Raw genomic sequence first — 15,749 nt, forward strand, 5'->3', positions numbered from 1 at the left:
TACCTTCGTCGCGCAGAATGTTCGTCATCCCCTCGACGTCCATGGAGAACACGCTGCAGGTACACGACCGGATCCTCGTGGCGAAGTTCGGGGGCTTCCAGCGCGGTGACGTCGTCGTCTTCGAGGACCCGGGCACTGGCTGGGTGCAGCCGAACCCAACACCGACGGCCTCGCGAGGGCGCTCGAGTTCGTCGGCGTGCTTCCCGACTCGGGCACAGGACACCTCGTCAAGCGCGCAGTCGGCATGCCAGGCGACCACGTCCGGCTCAACGAGCAGGCACTGATCGAGGTCAACGGGGCCGCGCTGGACGAGGCCGACTACCTCTACGCGCGCGACGGCGTCCAGGTGGCACCCGCGACGGTGCCGTTCGACATCGTCGTGCCACAGGGCCACATCTTCGTGATGGGGACCACCGCAACAACTCCGAGGACTCGCTGCCGTCTCGCCAACGGGGACGGCAGCATCGCCCTCGTCCCCGTCGACAAGGTGGTCGGCGCCGCGGTCGCCATCGTCTCCCCGCTGGAGAGGCTCTCCACGTTCAGCGTGCCCGACTCGTTCGACGACGTGCCCGACGCCGACGCGCCGCCGCCGGAGAGGGCGGAACTGATCCACGTCGAGCCGGGCTGCTGACCCCTGCGGCGCGGGCTCCGACGGCGACCGCCTGCCGCACGGCGGTTCGGCGAGGCTGACCCGAACGCGGCGGCGGTATGCTCGCTATGCACCCAGCCACTCGCGAAGGACATTCTGTGGAAGCCACTACTCACGACGAAGCGGACGCCCCCACCGAGGAGCCGAAGCCGAGCGCAGGCCGTCGCGCCCTCGGATGGCTCACAGAGGGGGTCCTCATCCTCGTCGGGGCGATCATCATCGCGACGCTGCTTCGCACCTTCGTCGGCCAGATGTTCGTCATCCCCTCGACGTCCATGGAGAACACCCTCCAGGTCAACGACCGCGTGCTGGTGGCGAAGTTCGGTGGCTTCCAGCGCGGCGACGTGGTGGTGTTCGAGGACCCGGGCAACTGGCTGGCTCCGAGCCCGCCGGTGACCAACAAGTTCCAGATCGCGCTCGAGTTCATCGGCGTGCTGCCGAACTCCGGGACGGAGCACCTGATCAAGCGCGTCATCGGCATGCCGGGCGACCACGTCCGGCTCGATGACGAGGGGCGGATCGAGGTCAACGGTGTTCAGCTCGAGGAGAGCGCCTACCTCTTCGCCGAGGACGGCATCCAGGTCGCTCCCGCGACCGTGCCGTTCGACATCGTCGTCCCGAAGGACCGGATCTTCGTGATGGGAGATCACCGCAACGCCTCGAACGACTCGCGCTGCCGGCTCGGCAACGTGGGCCGCAACCCGGGCGAGGACGCCTTCGTCCCGGTCGACAAGGTGGTAGGTGCCGCAGTGGCGATCGTCTCGCCGCTCGACCGACTCTCCACCTTCACCGTCCCCCCGACGTTCAAGGACGTCCCGGAGCCGACCGAGCCCGCCCCCGACAAGCCCGACCTGATCCATGTGGAGTCCGGCTGCTGATGATCCGTCTTGGCCGCGGCGCCTACAGTTACGAACGGGCGCTCTTCCGAGCCGGTCTCGGCCCCGTAGCGGGGGCCGATGAGGCCGGTCGCGGGGCCTGCGCAGGCCCGCTCGTCGCCGCGGCCGCGATCCTCGACCCGAACCGACCCATCCCCGGTCTCGACGACTCGAAGGCCCTCACGCCTGCGGCGCGGGAACGCATGTACGAGGTGATCCAGAAGCGGGCCGTCGCCGTCGCCGTGGCGATCGTCGACCCTGAGGAGTGCGACGAACTTGGCATGCACCAGGCCGACCTGCACGGGCTGCGCAGGGCGGTGGGTCGGCTCGACGTGCCTGCCAACTTCGTGATCACAGACGGTTTCCCCGTCGACGGGCTCGGCGTGCCCGGGGTGGCGATGTGGAAGGGCGACAAGGTCAGCGCCTGCGTGAGCGCGGCGTCGATCGTGGCGAAGGTGACAAGGGACCAGATCATGACCGGGTATCACGACACCTACCCCGACTACCGCTTCGACATTCACAAGGGGTACTGCACGTCGGTGCACCAGGCCGCGCTCGACGCCGTCGGCCCGTCACCGATCCACCGCTGGTGCTTCGACAATGTCGCCCGCCTCGCCCCGGCAGGCCGTTCGTCACTGGGATAGAGTTGGCTCACCATGAGCGCCGATGACCTTGAACAGTACGAGAGCAAGCTCGAACTCGACCTGTACCGCGAGTACAAGGACGTGGTCGGGATCTTCACCTACGCGGTGGAGACGGAGCGACGCTTCTACCTCTGCAACGCGGTGGACCTCAAGGTGCGCACCGAGGGAGGCGACGTCTACTACGAGGTCTCGATGGGCGACGCCTGGGTGTGGGACATGTACCGACCGGCCCGCTTCGTGAAGTCGGCGAAGGTGCTGACCTTCCGTGACGTCTCCATCGAGGAGATCGTGCACTCCGACCTCGAGGTCCCCGAGGGCGACGCCCGCGCCTGATGCTCTCCAGCATCGGCCGGAAACTCGGCCTGTGGATAGTGCAAAACCGGTGACGCTCCGCCTGATCGTGAGGGTGGAGGTGGTCACCCATGACCGATCGACGCCACGATTTCGGGCGAAGGGGAGAACAGCGCGCGGAGGAATATCTCCGCTCGCTCGGCTGGCAGATACTCGAGCGCAACTGGCGCTGCCGGGAGGGCGAGGTCGACATCGTCGCCCGCGATCCCCAGGCAGACGCCCTCGTCGTGGTGGAGGTCAAGTCGCGCTCCGGCACCGGGTACGGCACCCCGCTCGAGGCCATCACCTACCGGAAGGTGATGCGGCTGCGCCAACTCGCGGCCATCTATGCCCGCGGCAGCCGGGTGCGCACCAGGCGGCTCCGGGTCGACGCGATAGGCCTCGTGTGGCCCCGTGGCGGTGACTGCGAACTGATCCACGCCCGCGGGATCGAGGAACTGTGAGAGGCTCGGCCTGGTCGGTCGCGCTCACCGGCATCGAGGGGGCGGTGATCGAGGTGGAGGCCGCCAAGGGCGGTGGCCTTCCGCGCACCCAGCTGGTCGGCCTGCCCGACACCGCGCTCCGGGAGGCGAAGGAGCGGGTCAAGGCGGCCGTGACCGCCTTCGAACTGCCGTGGCCGCCGCAGCTGATCACCATCAATCTCTCTCCGGCGAGCCTGCCGAAGACCGGTTCGCACTTCGACGTGGCGATCGCCGTCGCGGCGATCCTCGCCGAGAGCCGATGGTCGATGCCGCTGGTGGCCAGCACCATCTTGTTCGGTGAGCTGAGCCTCGATGGCCGGATCAGGAACGTGCGCGGCGTGCTCCCCGCCATGCTGGCCGCGGCGAAGGCGGGCTTCGAGCACGCGATCGTGCCGAGTGCGCAGGTCGAGGAGGCAGCCCTCGTGCCCGGCTTGACGGTATGGGGAGCCGGGCGGCTGACGGAGGTGGTCCAGATCCTGCGGGGCCGGCCTGTCGACTCGCCGAGCGAGTCGGCCCCCAGCGCGTCGCTCCCGCCGGTCGAGGCGTCGGCCATCCCACCCGACCTCGCCGATGTCGTCGGCCACGAGGACGGCAAGTTCGCGCTCGAGGTTGCCGCGGCCGGGCGGCATCATCTGTACCTGCACGGAGCGCCGGGGGTTGGAAAGACGATGCTGGCCTCGCGCCTCACCTCGCTGCTGCCCGATCTCACCCAGGACGAGTCGCTGGAGGTCTCCGCCATCCACTCCCTTGCCGGGCATCAGCTCACCGGGCTGCTGTCGCGGCCGCCGTACGCCGATCCGCACCACTCGGTGACACCGGCCGCGCTGCTCGGCGGTGGGTCAGGCGAACTCAAACCAGGCGCCATCTCCATCGCGCACAGGGGCGTGCTCTTCCTCGACGAGTGCCCCGACTTCGGCCCGAAGCTCGACGCGCTGCGCACCCCGCTGGAGAACGGCAGCATCATCATCTCAAGGGCCCGCGCGACGGCCCTGTTCCCGGCCAGGTTCCAGCTCATCCTCGCAGCCAACCCGTGTCCCTGCGGCAACCATGGAGTGGCCGGGCTGGAGTGCACCTGCGACAGCGTGAAGGTGCGCAGGTACCAGGAACGGATCAGCGGGCCGATCCTCGATCGGATCGACATCCGGCACCAGATGGTCAGCACGAAGCGGGTCCTGCTCGATGTGGCTGCCTCGCCTCCTGAACCCAGCTCCGTCGTTGCGGAGAGGGTGGCCGAGGCGCGTCAGCGGCAGGCGCGGAGGTTGGCGGACACGCCCTGGTCGACCAACGGCGAAGTGGCAGGCCCTTACCTGCGCAAGGAACTACCTCTGCCCGAGGATCTCGGCTCGCTGAACTCGGCGCTCGATCGTGGGGCGCTCAGCCTGCGTGGCGTCGACAAGGTACTCAGGGTGTCGTGGACGCTGGCAGACCTGGCCGGTCATGACCGGATCGGTCCGCGCGAACTGCGCGCAGCCCTGCGCCTGCGTCAGGGCGAGCAGTTGAGGGCCGTCTCGTGATCGACGAGCGGAGAGCACGGATGGCGCTCTGTGCCCTCGAACCGTTGGGTACCCCCGCGTTCGCCCGGGCGTTGGCCAGGTTCGGCGCGGCGGAGTTGTGGGAGGGGTTCCGTGCCAGGGCTGATGAGTCAGCGTGGGGGAGGAGGGCGCAGGCGATCGACGTGGCCGAACTCGAGCGATCCACCGAGGCCTGCGGTGCCAGGTTCATCATTCCGGGCGACGACGAGTGGCCGCTCCAGCTCGAGGACCTGGGCCAGGTGAGCGTTGCAGGGCAGGCGGGCGAGCCGGTCGGCCTCTGGGTCCGGGGGTTGCCGCTCAGCGGGCTGGCTGGTGGCGTCGCCATCGTCGGTGCGCGGGCCGCCAGCGCCTACGGGGAGAACGTGACGCTCGAGGTGGCGGCCGACCTCGCATCCGGTGGCCGGGTGGTGATCAGTGGGCTGGCCTTCGGCGTCGACGCCGCTGCGCACAGGGGAGCGCTGGGGGTGCGTGGCCTCACCGTCGGGGTCGTGGCCAGCGGCGTCGACGACCCGTATCCGGCCGCCAACCGGATCCTGGCCGAGTCGATGACCCGCTCAGGCGCCGTGGTCTCCGAACTGCCACCTGGGGCGCGTCCCACGCGCTACGCGTTCCTTGCCCGCAACCGGATCATCGCGGCGCTGTCAGAGGCCGTCGTGGTCACTGAGGCGGCCGCGAGATCCGGGGCCAAGAACACGGCCTCCTGGGCGAGCGCGCTCGGGCGTGCGCTGCTCGCCGTGCCAGGCCCGGTGACATCGTCGATCTCAGTCACGCCGCACAGGCTCATCCGCGACGGGGCGGCGATCCTGTGCACGTGTGCCGCGGATGTGGAGGAGGTGCTCGGGCCGCTCGGGTCGGCTGACCAGGGGGATGGTCGGGGAGCGGAGCGACCCCTGGACAGGCTGGCCCCAGATCTGCTGGCCATCCGTGAGGCGGTCCAGCCGAGAGAGGAGGTGACGGCGGCCCAGCTCGTGGCGCGCACCGGTCAGCGGATGTTCGACGTGCTGGCCAACGCGGGCGAGCTGGTGGAGCAGGGGTGGCTCGACGAGGTCGACGGAGGGTTCACCCTGCCAGGAAGGAGGTGAGGATGAGGGCGGGCTCGCGGTCCGAGGCCGGTCAGCTGACGCGATCTCCGGTCGCCAGGTCGAAGGCGAGAGGTTCGCCGTCGACGACGCACTGAAGGAGCAGTTGGCCGGTCTCCGGCGAGCACCGCCGTGAGCGCCTCCGCAGTCACCGCGCCAGGGGAGAACGGAGCACGGGACTCGTAGTCCACGAGGGGAGGAACGCACTGCACAAGGCTGCGCGACTGGCCCGGGACCAGTGCTTGCAGCACGGCCCCGTCGCAGGGCTCATCGCCCAAGAAGGCCTTCGCGTCTCCCGCGATCTGGACGTTGCGGGCGTCGTCCCCCGCCGCAACCATGACCGAGTACTAGGCGCCGCCGATGGCGGCCTCAGCCGTCTGAAGCCACGCATTCCAGGACGCCTCGTCTGCGAGCGCCGCGTCCCCGGACACGGGGGCGGGCGCCTGCTGAACGTCGCCGAGGTAGACGGCAAGGTCGGGGGCGGTGGTGTCGAGGGAGCAACGGTAGGTAACCAGGGGCTGCCCGGTCGGGGTCGCCTGCACGGTGATCCCGACCCGCTCGCGCTCGCACGCCCCGGCGTCCGGAGTCCGCGCCAGGATCCCCTCGGCGTCCAGCCGATCGAGCGGCAGGGGAACGGAACCTTCGTCGGCGCCGCGTCCGGGTCGGTGGTGTCGCGAAGCTCGTCGCCCCAGAGATCATGCTGGTACTCGAGAGTGCGGGTCTCGCTGTCGGTGACGACGGTGACGTTGAGGATTCCGGGCGCGTGATAGAAGATGGCGATCTCGCCGCCGTCCACCTGCGCGGTCGCGCGCTCAAGCAGCTTCGGGAGGTCGTCTGGTCGGTCGGCGGACTGCCACCAGAGCACGACCCCGCCCACGGCGAGCAGCGCGAGGACGAGCACAGCGACGATGTGGGCCGGGCGGCGCCTGATGGCGCCGGCCGGCCCGGATGTTTCAGCTGTCATGGCCCCTCCGACCGGTCTGCTCAGGTGAGGGTAACCGGCGGAAGGGCCAGGCTCGCTCAGCCGGTGAAGCGCACGATGTTGTTGAACACCATGCCCTTCGTCCACGCGTACCTGGCGGGCTGACCCGGCTTCGCGACGTTGCTGATGTAGCTGGTCTCGGTGTAGCTGCGGCAGCCGTTGCGTCCGGTCTTGGCGTTGTCGCACTCGGTGAACCACTTACGGCCGTTGACCACGTGCGTGCCGGGCGTGGCGAGCGGGTTGCCCTTCCAGATCGCGCGGGCTGAGGGCTGGTAGGTCAGGTTGTTGAACGTCCACCCGTTGCTCGCGTAGAAGGATCCGTTGGCCGCCTGCTTGATGACGGTCGCCTGGATGTCGGTGCGGCAGCGGGTCGTCGCCGAGTACTTCTCGCAGCTGGTGCGCCACTGGCGACCGTTGAGCGTGTGCTGCCCCGGCGTGGAATAGACGTCGAAGCCGCCGCGCTTGAGCCGGTAGAAGTCGACGGGTGCGTAGGAGAAGAGGCCCTGGGTCGTGGCACGCACCCACGTGCCGCGGTTCAGGTTGGTGATGCCCTTCGCCTTGTCGGCGGCGCTGTAGGCGATGGCGCCGGAGTCGGCGCCGCTGGTGATGGTCATCGACCCCATCCAGGTCCTCGTCCTCGCGACCGTTCCCGAGTCGAGATCGGACAGCGCGGCTGCGACGAGGCCCGTCGTGTTGGCGTTCTCGACCTCCGTGTAGACGGGGGCACCCCAGTACGAGCCGTTGCCGCGCTGCAGCTTCTTCAGGTAGCCGACGGCCTTCGTCAGCGGCGCGTCGGCGGCCTTGATGCCCTTCGCCTTCGCGGCACGCAGGCCCATCACGAGGAGCGCGGTGCCGTCCGGGTCGGACTGGGCGGTGCAGCCCTTGCCCGCGGTGAAGTTCATCGGGAATCCGCCGTCGGCGCACTGCTTGCCCGCGACGAAGGAGACGGTGGAGGCGGGGAGGGTGCCGGTGCGGGCGAGGCCGATCATGGCGTAGCCCTGGCCGAAGGCGTTGGTGCCCTTCGACCATCCGGCCTCACCCGAGCCGTTGAACGAGGCAGCGGTGAGGGCGCGCGGGTTGATCCCGTCGTAGGAGGTAGTGCTGCGTCCCGAGGCCGACAGCGCGACCAGCGCCTTGGCGATCATGCCGTTGTCCTGCTGGGTCCCGTAGTTGGCGTTTGCCATGACCCGCTCCTTGAACGGGCCCTCGGCGGCCTTGAGCCAGCCGTCGGTCGTGGCCTGGGGCGCGCCCGCGGCGAGGCCGGCGAGGACGGCGTCGAGGGTGAGGCCGGGGTCCGCGGTTCCGGCGACCGATTCGAGCATCTTGTGTTTGGCCGAGGTCTGCTTGGCCATCCAGGCGACCGCCGCGACGGCCCTGTCGGCGTCGTGGCTCTCGGCGTTGGCGGGCAGGGAGGGGGCGATCGCAACTCCGGCGACCAGTGCGGCTGTCAGCAGCCGTGCGCGTGCACGCATGTGGATCCTTTCGCGTCATTCCGCTGGCCATCTGCCGCGGACGATCCGTGTGTGCCGAGCCCAGGTCCGACTTGCCCCGACGAGGGGGTCACGGTTGCGCGTCAGTCCCGGATTCGCACCGGATTCCACGCTCGGCCTGCTGAGCGTAACACGCTGTCACCCGGGACTGTGCGGGCGGCTTCGAGGAAGCGTCCTTCGGCTCAGCCGGTCTTGGCGGGGGCGGCGATCCGGGCCATCCCGGACGCGCGCCGCAGCACCGTCAGGACGGGTCGTCCGAGGATCAGGATGGCGAGGCTCGTGGTGATCGCCCTGCCGGTGTCCCAGCCGCCGGTCGAGGTGATCAGCGTGAACCAGCCGAACCGGGTGAGGTTCTCTCCGATCGGTGCCCCGGGGATGTAGTCCAGGCTCCCCGGGACGCCGTTGGCGTCGATGTCGGAGATGAAGGGCCAGAACCAGAGGTTCATCAGCGCGCCGTAGACGTAGGCCGAGACGATGCCGAAGACGATCAGCATGACGATCTCCCAGCGGCCCTTTACCCGTCTTGGCAGCAGCCCGGCGGCCAGCCCCACCCAGCCAGCGCACAGCATCTGGAACGGAAGCCACGGGCCGATGCCCGCGGTGAGCAGGGCCGAGGCGAACAGCGACGTGAACCCCAGCAGATAGCCGAACCCTGGCCCGAAGGCGCGCCCCGCGAGCACGAGCAGGAAGAAGACCGACTCGATGCCCGCCGTTCCCGCCCCGAGTGCCGGTCGGATCGCGGCGTTGATGGCGGAAAGGACGCCCAGCACCGCGAGCGCCTTCGAGTCGAGTCCGCCCTCGGCGACCTGGGCGATCACCAGGAGCAGGATGATCGGCAGCAGCGCCGCGAAGACGAACGGCGCGTCCTCGGCGTGCTGAGGGGAGACGTCGACGGCCGGGATGATCAGCGGCCACCCCAACGCGAACAGCCCGAGCAGCGTCGACAGCGCGATGACCAGCCAGGTCCGCCAGCCGAGGGCGACGCCGATCACCGGGTCCGGGATCTCCAGGGACTCAGCGCGAGGCATCGACGAACTCCCTGACGGTGAGCACAGGGGTGGGGTTTGCCACCTTCGCGACCTGCGTGGCGAGGAGCGCCGACCCGGCGAGCACCGGGCGGGTCGGCCCGTCGGAGACGATCTCGCCCTCGGCCATCACGACGACCCGCTCGCACGTCTCGGCGACCATCTCGACGTCGTGGGTGGCGATCAGCACCGACCGGCCCGCCGCGGCGAGGTCGGCGATGATGCGGCTCAGTTCGGCCTTCGCGGCGTAGTCGAGGCCGCGGGTGGGCTCGTCGAGCAGCACGACGGGCGGGTCCCCGGCGAGCTCGACGGCGAGCACCACGGCGAGCTTCTGCCCCTCCGACAGGTCGCGCGGATGGGCCGACGGGTCGATGGTCGGGACGAGCCGCCGCAGCAGGGCCAGCGTCGTGCCGGCCTCGAGTTCGGCGTTGCGGTCGCTCATCGAGCACTCCGCCTCGACGGAGGTGAGGTAGAGCAGGTCGGCGGGGGTCTGCGGGACCAGCGCGATCCGGTCTGCGAGCTCGACGGTGCCGCCGTCGCGTCGACCCGCACCCTGGATGGCCCACATCAGGCTCGACTTGCCGCAGCCGTTGCGCCCCATCAGCGCCGTCACCTCGCCCTTGTGCAGGGTCAGGTCGACGCCGGACACGGCGAGTTTCTCGGGGTAACGCACGATGATGCCCTGCGCGCGCAGCGCGATGTCCGTGTGCGGCAGGGGAGCAGGCAGTGCCGGCGGCTGGTCGCGCCAGCGCTGGCGTTCGGCCGACGCGGCCCTGCGCCCCTCCCGGATCGTCAGCGGCAGCGGCGACCAGCCGAGCTCCACCCCCAACTCCACCAGCGGTGGCTTGATCGGAGAGGTGCGCAGCATGGCGCGGGTCTCTCCGACGCTGACCTCGTCACCGACGAGCAGCACGCTGTCCGCGAACTCGATCACGCGCTCCATCCGGTGCTCGGCGATGACGACGGTGGTGCCGAGGTCGCGGACGAGTCGGCTGATCGTGGCGAGCACCTCCTCGGCGGCGATCGGGTCGAGCGCGGAGGTGGGCTCGTCGAGGACGAGCACCTGCGGCGAACTGGCGATCACCGAACCGATCGCGACGCGCTGCTGTTGCCCGCCCGACAGAGTGCGCAGCGGCCGCGCGCGCAGGTCGGCAATGCCGAGCAGGTCGAGCGTCTCCTCGACGCGGCGGCGCATCTCCGCGGGCGGGAACCCCAGTTGCTCCATCGAGTAGGCCAGTTCCTCTTCGACGACATCGGTCACGAAGCCGGCGAGCGGATCCTGGCCCACGTAGCCGACGGTGGTCGCGAGTTCCCGGGGCTGCAGCATCGTGGTGTCCCTGCCGTCGATGACGATGCGGCCGGTGCGCACGCCCCCCGTGAAGCGGGGGACCAGGTTGTTGATGCAGCCGAGCAGGGTCGACTTTCCGCTGCCGGTCGGCCCGACGACGAGGCACAACTCGCCCTCCTCCAGCTCGAAGCTGGCGTGGCTGAGCCGGAGCACCTCGTTGTTGGCGTAGCGGAGGCTGACGTCGTCGAAGGTGATCATGCAGACCTCCGGATCTCGGGAGCGGGCGTGATGAAGGCGGGAAGGGCGGCGACGATCAGGACCAGCAGGAGCGGCAGGTCGAGGGCGGGCCACTGGAATGGTGAGACCGAGGGGAACAGGATCCAGGCGTCTGCGTAGTTCGCCCTGAGGTAGATGGTGACGGCCGGGATGACGCCGCAGGCGACGGCGAGCGTCTCCGCGAGCCCCCAACGGATCGGGCGGTACTGGGTGCGCTGTACGTCGCGCCCGGAGATGCGCAGGGCGGCCACCGCCGCGCCGACCCCGACCGCGAGCAGGACGGTGGAGATCACCGGGATGTCAAGCAGGCGGAGATCGGGCACGCCGCCCAGGAACCGGAACGCCCAGACAGCGAGCCCGCCCATGGAGACCAGAGCGAGGCCGAGGGACAGCGCCCGGTCCCGAGGGGTCTGCGTACCGGTGCGGCCGTAGCCGCGCACATCCATCGATGCCGCAAGCGAGAGTGAGCGCTCCAGCGCGTCCGACAGCACGGGAACGATGATCGTCTCGACGACCCGTAGCCGCTCCCGGCGCGTGCGCGTCGCCGGGGCCCGCCGCAGCTTCCGCGCCCGGGCCACCCGCTGCAGGGACTCTCCGAGCTGGGGGAGGGCCGAGACGGCCACGATCATCACGGTGCCCAGCTCGTAGAGGGCCCCGGGAAGGCTGGCCAGCAGCTTCTTCGGGTTGGCGAGCGAGTTGGCCGCGCCGAAGCAGACCACGATCATGGCGAGCCGGGCGCCGTCGTAGAAGCCGCTCAGCACCGACTCGAGCGAGACGGGGCCGAGCAGCCTGATCCCGCGCACCCAGCTCGGCAGGGGGATCTCGGGGAGGGTGAACAGGATCGTCGGCCCGTCCGCCCCGCCGAACAGCACCCGGAATCCGATCCGCACGACGATGATGAACGCGGCCAGGTACAGGTACATGCGAAAGGATCGCGCCCAGGGGTTCGAGCCGCGCCGCGACACCGTCACCAGGCAGATCACGGCGATGAACCCGAGCAGCAGCAGGGGGTTCGTCGTGGTCGACCCGGCGACGGCGATGGCGAGGGCGTAGCCCCACCAGGCGAACGGGTGCAGTTGGCGGGGCAGCAGGTAGCGCTGAATCACAGTCCGCGTCGTCGCCACCAGACGATGCCGCCTCCGGCTCCGATCGCCGCGACGACCCCGACCCCGACGAAGGTGCCGAGCGGAACCCCTGCTGGCTCGGCAGGCACGGTTGGCGCCGCTGTCGAGGACGGGCTCGGCGTGGGCGTCGGTGTCGGCGAAGGGCTCGGGGTGGGGGTCGGCGTCGGCGACTGGATCGGGGAACGGGACGGGCTCGGCGTGGGGGTCGGGCTGGGCGTCGGCGTCGGCGCGGCCGAGCGCGACGGTGTGGGCCTCGCTGACGGTGTCGCCGACGCAGTGGTGGGGCGTTTCGTCGGCTCGGCGCTCGGCACCTCCGCGCTGGAGGCGGGAGCCTCCGGCGTCGGCTCGGGCGCCTGTCCGGTCTCCGCGGCCGTAGGCTCGGCCGGCTCGGGCGCCGCCGTCGTCGGCTCGGCGACGGGGTGTGTGGGCTTCACCCTGGGGGCCGGGTTGGTGTCCTTCGCCTTGTTCAGCGAGAACGACCACCCTTCGTAGCCACCGAGGATCGCCTCGTGCGCCGCTCCTCCTGTCTGGGAAAAGGTCCACCTGCCGCCGTTGTCTGCGTGCCAGTACGACCAGAAGGCCCCGTCCGGCGGGGTCTGCCCGCAGCGCTCCCGGTAGGTCGGGTCCCCCGTGAGTGGAAGGGTCTCGTTGACGCCGGGCCTGCCGCCGATCCGACACACGAAGCTCGGCCCGTCGTGCAGGGTGCCCTCGGGATTCAGCCCGGCCAACTGCAGGATCTGCAGCCCCGAGGTGCCCGGCTCGACCCCGGAGATGCAGGTGACGATCGTCTCGCCTCCGAGGTCCTGGTAGTCGACCACGAGCGTGACGCCTGCGTCATCGGTGCACGCGCCGGCGGTGACGTCCGCCGCCGCGGGGGTGCTGTCGATCCAGGCCGAGCCGAGGACGAGCAGACCCGCCGCGGTGGCGGCGGTGGTGCGTCGCATCAGGGATCAGACTCCCGAGTCGGGCAGGCCCGGCTTGACGGTGGGAGCGACGGTCGGCTTCGCGGGCGTCGGCGTGGCTGCGCTCGGGGTGGCAGCGGGGGTCGACGGCACGAGACTCGGCGTGGCTGCGGGGGTGGACGGCTCCGGAGTGGGCGTGGCGTCGAGGGTGACGCCCTCGACCGGGTCGGCGGTCGGGGCGACGGCATCGACCTCCCAGTCAGGCTGCAGCACGAGCGCGAGGACGTCGCTCGCGGACAGTTCGAGCTGCCCGAGGCCGACCTGCGCGAACTCCCACTCCGCCGGGTAGGCGCCATCTGCGGGGCTCTTCGAGTAGACCGACCACCACTCCCTGTCCTTGGCGGTGCGGCCGTCGATCTCGGTGACGTAGGCGTCGGTCTGCGTGGTCAGGCCTGTGTCGAGCAGGGCCTCCTGGGCGGTGCGGAACTTCTCGGCGCACGCGCCGGTGGTCGTCTCGTCGTACTGCACGTGCACCCAGACAAGGCCTGCCTGGACGCATTCGGCGGCGGTGGCCGGCGCGGCATTCGCGGTGACCGCCGGGACGGCGAGGCCTGCGGTGAGGATGGCTGCCGCGGTCAGCGCGGCGGGCTTTGAGTGGCGGAACATGTGGCCCTCGAATCGTTTGGTCCGTCGGCCACGGGGCTTGTCCGCTTGTGCGACGGAGGATCAACCTGACGCCAGACGGCGGTCCGACTCCCCGCGAGGCTCGCGGGATCACGGTTGCGCGACAGCTCCGGGATCTCACCGGATTCATCCGCCTGACGGGCGTCACCTTACCCCAGCGCTAGGGTGGAGACCGTACCGGCCCAGGAAGGACCCCCATGCCCGACGCGATCATCTTCGACCTCGACGGAACGCTCGCCGACACCGAGACCGTCTGGGACGGCGTGCGCCAAGGGATGGCCGCCGACGCGGGCATCGAATGGCCCGAGGGTGCGACCCAGGCGATGATGGGGATGAGCACCGGTGAATGGAGCCGGTTCCTGGCCGAGGAGGTCGGCCTTCCCTACCCGCCAGAAGAGGTCGCGCGGCTGACCATCGAGCAGATGGCCGAGCACTACCGTGAGGGCATCACGCTGCTGCCGGGCGCCATCGAGTCGGTCAGGAGGATGGCCGCCCGCTACCCGCTCGCCATCGCCAGCTCGTCGCCGCGCGTGCTGATCGACACCTTCATCGAGGTGTTCGGCATCGACGACGTGATCGAGGTCTGCGTCTCCACGGAGGAGGTCGACCGCGGAAAGCCCGCCCCGGACGGCTTCATCAAGGCCTGTGCGCTGCTCGGGGTCGATCCCCGCAGAACCATCGCAATCGAGGACTCGACCAACGGCATCGCCTCGGCGCTCGCCGCCGGGATGACGGTGGTCGCCGTGCCGCCGCACTTCCACCCGCCGTCGGCCGAGCTGCTCGAGAAGACGACCGTCCTGCAGACCCTCGACGAGCTGACCGTCGATCTCGTGGAGGAACTGATTCCATCGCCTCCCGCGCCCGTCGGCGACACCGGAGGCAAGGGCTCGCCCGGGGACATCGCGGAACTCTGAGGGGACCGAGGCCCGAACGTCGTGGAAACCGGCCCGCGGCCGCGGGCGGCGTGACAGGATCGGAAGGATCGACCCGCCTGACCTGTCAGGCGCGGTCCACGCCACCGGAGGCGGTGCCCGCGGTGGTGCGGCGACGCTTCCGAGGAGACGCCGTGCCGACGATCTGCAACGACCAAGCAGAGTGCACCGACGAGGCCATCGAGGGGTTCGTGGACCTCTACCCGCGCTACGTGCGGCGCGTGATGGGAGGCGTGGTCCGCGCCCATCGCCCTGCGCGGCCGAAGGTGGCCGTCCTGGAAGGGCTCATCGAGATGTGCACGAGCTGGTGAGCCGTGGCACATGACGGTGCCGAGGGGAGCTTTCCCGTTTCAGGCTCCCGGGTAGGAGTCGAGGTTCCACCAGTGGCCATCGAAGTCAGCGACACATGCGTTGCGCCCTCCGTGGGGGGCGTCGTTGGGTTCGGTGACGGTGGTTGCGCCGTGTGCCAGGGCCGTGGTGAAGAGGCTGTCGACGTCCCCATCGCTGGCGACCACCAGGTTGCAGATCCCCGGTCCGTAATGCGGGTCATCGTCCCGAGCGGAGCCGAGCATGATGCCACCGTTGTCGCGCCAGGCAAGTTGCGCATGGGCCACCAAGGTCGAGTCATCAGGATCCCGCACGATCATGGCAGTGGTGAAGCCGATGGCTTGGAGGAAGTCGATGCCTCGATCGGCATCGGTGTAGCGCAGGCAGTGGAAGAGCTGTGGTGTAGTCATGGCTCCAGCCTCACCCTGGAAGCGTGTCGGTGTCTTGAAGCAATGGGAAATCGGCCTTCGACTGGCGCAGCGTCCACCCGGTCATCGACTTCCATTCGCGCGACAGGTGCGCTTGGTCGCTGTAGCCGGCCATGGCAGCGACGTCGGAGAGCTGGGCACCACTCTGGACGAGGTCTTTGGCGTGGTTGAAGCGAGCGATGCGCGCCACCTGTTTGGGCGAAAGACCTGTCTCCAGAGCGAACGGGCTAGAGAGACGCCGTCTGGACAGGCCAACATACTGAGCCAGGTCGGAGATGGGGATCACACCCCCGGCTCGATGAATCCGCGAGAGTGCCTCGACCATGTCTGCCCGCGGTGTGTGGGAATGCTGGTCGAGCCTCTTGGCGAGGAATGCCGCCAAGAGGTGGAACCGTCGCGGCCACGTTGACTGCCGCAGCTGGTCGAGCAGGTGCCTGGGCCACGGGAGATCCTTCACATCAACCATCGAGCCGGCCAGCTCTCCGGCCGGCGTCCAAGAAGCCGACGGGCCGAGAGCGGGTGGATCGACAACTCGAGGCCCTGCTGGCGCCCCCTCGACTGGATCAGGGCCGCAGTGGTGTGGAGGCCGGAGACCAGTACGTCCAGGCGATGCCGCTCGCCGCCATGCAGCCAGCCACAGTTGATCGGCTCCGCGAACGAGAGCACCACCGTGACACCCAACGAGGGAACCCCGTGGTGG

The 15,749-nt window shown here is 69.8% G+C and carries 19 protein-coding genes; 10 read left to right on the forward strand and 9 right to left on the reverse strand.

The window, feature by feature from the left end; all coding sequences use genetic code 11:
• Positions 1-41: 41 nt before the first annotated feature.
• From BW733_RS20165 to dprA, 8 genes are all read left to right on the forward strand, one after another.
• Positions 42-284, forward strand: a complete 243-nt coding sequence (locus BW733_RS20165; RefSeq protein ID WP_161490248.1) for a S26 family signal peptidase — start codon at positions 42-44, stop codon at positions 282-284.
• Positions 197-631 carry a S26 family signal peptidase gene (locus BW733_RS14345; RefSeq protein ID WP_162494730.1) on the forward strand — a complete coding sequence of 145 codons (435 nt, stop codon included), beginning with the start codon at positions 197-199 and terminating at the stop codon, positions 629-631. The genes BW733_RS20165 and BW733_RS14345 overlap by 88 nt, the downstream gene beginning before the upstream one ends.
• Before the next feature lie 116 nt (positions 632-747).
• On the forward strand, positions 748-1,527 hold the full coding sequence (gene lepB / locus BW733_RS14350; RefSeq protein WP_237268214.1) for a signal peptidase I: 780 nt from the start codon (positions 748-750) through the stop codon (positions 1,525-1,527).
• On the forward strand, positions 1,527-2,168 hold the full coding sequence (locus BW733_RS14355; protein ID WP_077351533.1) for a ribonuclease HII: 642 nt from the start codon (positions 1,527-1,529) through the stop codon (positions 2,166-2,168). The genes lepB and BW733_RS14355 overlap by 1 nt, the downstream gene beginning before the upstream one ends.
• A gap of 12 nt (positions 2,169-2,180) precedes the next feature.
• Entirely contained in the window at positions 2,181-2,501 is a 321-nt protein-coding gene (locus BW733_RS14360; protein ID WP_077351535.1) for a DUF2469 domain-containing protein, read from the forward strand.
• An 89-nt stretch (positions 2,502-2,590) separates the two neighbouring features.
• A complete protein-coding gene (locus tag BW733_RS14365) occupies positions 2,591-2,962 on the forward strand; it encodes a YraN family protein (RefSeq protein ID WP_077351537.1) in 372 nt (123 codons plus the stop codon).
• Entirely contained in the window at positions 2,959-4,494 is a 1,536-nt protein-coding gene (locus BW733_RS14370; protein WP_077351539.1) for a YifB family Mg chelatase-like AAA ATPase, read from the forward strand. Before BW733_RS14365 ends, BW733_RS14370 begins: the two co-directional genes overlap by 4 nt.
• Positions 4,495-4,655: 161 nt before the next feature.
• A complete protein-coding gene (gene dprA, locus BW733_RS14375; protein ID WP_161490249.1) occupies positions 4,656-5,594 on the forward strand; it encodes a DNA-processing protein DprA in 939 nt (312 codons plus the stop codon).
• Positions 5,595-5,938: 344 nt separating this feature from the next.
• Here dprA and BW733_RS14380 read toward each other — a convergent pair whose 3' ends face one another.
• From BW733_RS14380 to BW733_RS19820, 7 genes are all read right to left on the reverse strand, one after another.
• Positions 5,939-6,133 carry a hypothetical protein gene (locus BW733_RS14380; protein WP_077351540.1) on the reverse strand — a complete coding sequence of 65 codons (195 nt, stop codon included), beginning with the start codon at positions 6,131-6,133 and terminating at the stop codon, positions 5,939-5,941.
• A gap of 478 nt (positions 6,134-6,611) precedes the next feature.
• A complete protein-coding gene (locus tag BW733_RS14385) occupies positions 6,612-8,045 on the reverse strand; it encodes a prenyltransferase/squalene oxidase repeat-containing protein (RefSeq protein ID WP_077351541.1) in 1,434 nt (477 codons plus the stop codon).
• Positions 8,046-8,245: 200 nt separating this feature from the next.
• Positions 8,246-9,091: an ECF transporter S component gene (locus tag BW733_RS14390; protein WP_077351543.1), complete on the reverse strand. Its 846-nt coding sequence runs from the start codon at positions 9,089-9,091 to the stop codon at positions 8,246-8,248.
• Positions 9,078-10,634, reverse strand: coding sequence for an ABC transporter ATP-binding protein (locus BW733_RS14395; protein ID WP_077351545.1), 1,557 nt, complete (start codon positions 10,632-10,634; stop codon positions 9,078-9,080). The genes BW733_RS14390 and BW733_RS14395 overlap by 14 nt, the downstream gene beginning before the upstream one ends.
• Positions 10,631-11,758 carry an energy-coupling factor transporter transmembrane component T gene (locus BW733_RS14400; RefSeq protein WP_237268215.1) on the reverse strand — a complete coding sequence of 376 codons (1,128 nt, stop codon included), beginning with the start codon at positions 11,756-11,758 and terminating at the stop codon, positions 10,631-10,633. The genes BW733_RS14395 and BW733_RS14400 overlap by 4 nt, the downstream gene beginning before the upstream one ends.
• The gene (locus BW733_RS18345; RefSeq protein ID WP_161490250.1) at positions 11,755-12,720 is read right to left on the reverse strand and encodes a hypothetical protein; all 966 of its coding nucleotides are present in this window, start codon (positions 12,718-12,720) and stop codon (positions 11,755-11,757) included. Before BW733_RS18345 ends, BW733_RS14400 begins: the two co-directional genes overlap by 4 nt.
• Positions 12,721-12,726: 6 nt before the next feature.
• Positions 12,727-13,344: a hypothetical protein gene (locus tag BW733_RS19820; protein WP_077351548.1), complete on the reverse strand. Its 618-nt coding sequence runs from the start codon at positions 13,342-13,344 to the stop codon at positions 12,727-12,729.
• A 215-nt stretch (positions 13,345-13,559) separates the two neighbouring features.
• Here BW733_RS19820 and BW733_RS14410 point away from each other — a divergent pair, with 215 nt between their 5' ends.
• Positions 13,560-14,276, forward strand: coding sequence for an HAD family hydrolase (locus tag BW733_RS14410; RefSeq protein WP_077351550.1), 717 nt, complete (start codon positions 13,560-13,562; stop codon positions 14,274-14,276).
• Between the two features lie 152 nt (positions 14,277-14,428).
• The gene (locus BW733_RS18350; protein ID WP_161490251.1) at positions 14,429-14,605 is read left to right on the forward strand and encodes a hypothetical protein; all 177 of its coding nucleotides are present in this window, start codon (positions 14,429-14,431) and stop codon (positions 14,603-14,605) included.
• Between the two features lie 39 nt (positions 14,606-14,644).
• Here BW733_RS18350 and BW733_RS14415 read toward each other — a convergent pair whose 3' ends face one another.
• Positions 14,645-15,031, reverse strand: a complete 387-nt coding sequence (locus BW733_RS14415) for a VOC family protein (RefSeq protein WP_077351552.1) — start codon at positions 15,029-15,031, stop codon at positions 14,645-14,647.
• A 10-nt stretch (positions 15,032-15,041) separates the two neighbouring features.
• Positions 15,042-15,515: a helix-turn-helix domain-containing protein gene (locus tag BW733_RS19075; protein WP_202970218.1), complete on the reverse strand. Its 474-nt coding sequence runs from the start codon at positions 15,513-15,515 to the stop codon at positions 15,042-15,044.
• Positions 15,516-15,749: the final 234 nt, after the last annotated feature.

Source organism: Tessaracoccus flavescens, from assembly GCF_001998865.1.
GTDB classification, from domain to species: domain Bacteria; phylum Actinomycetota; class Actinomycetes; order Propionibacteriales; family Propionibacteriaceae; genus Arachnia; species Arachnia flavescens.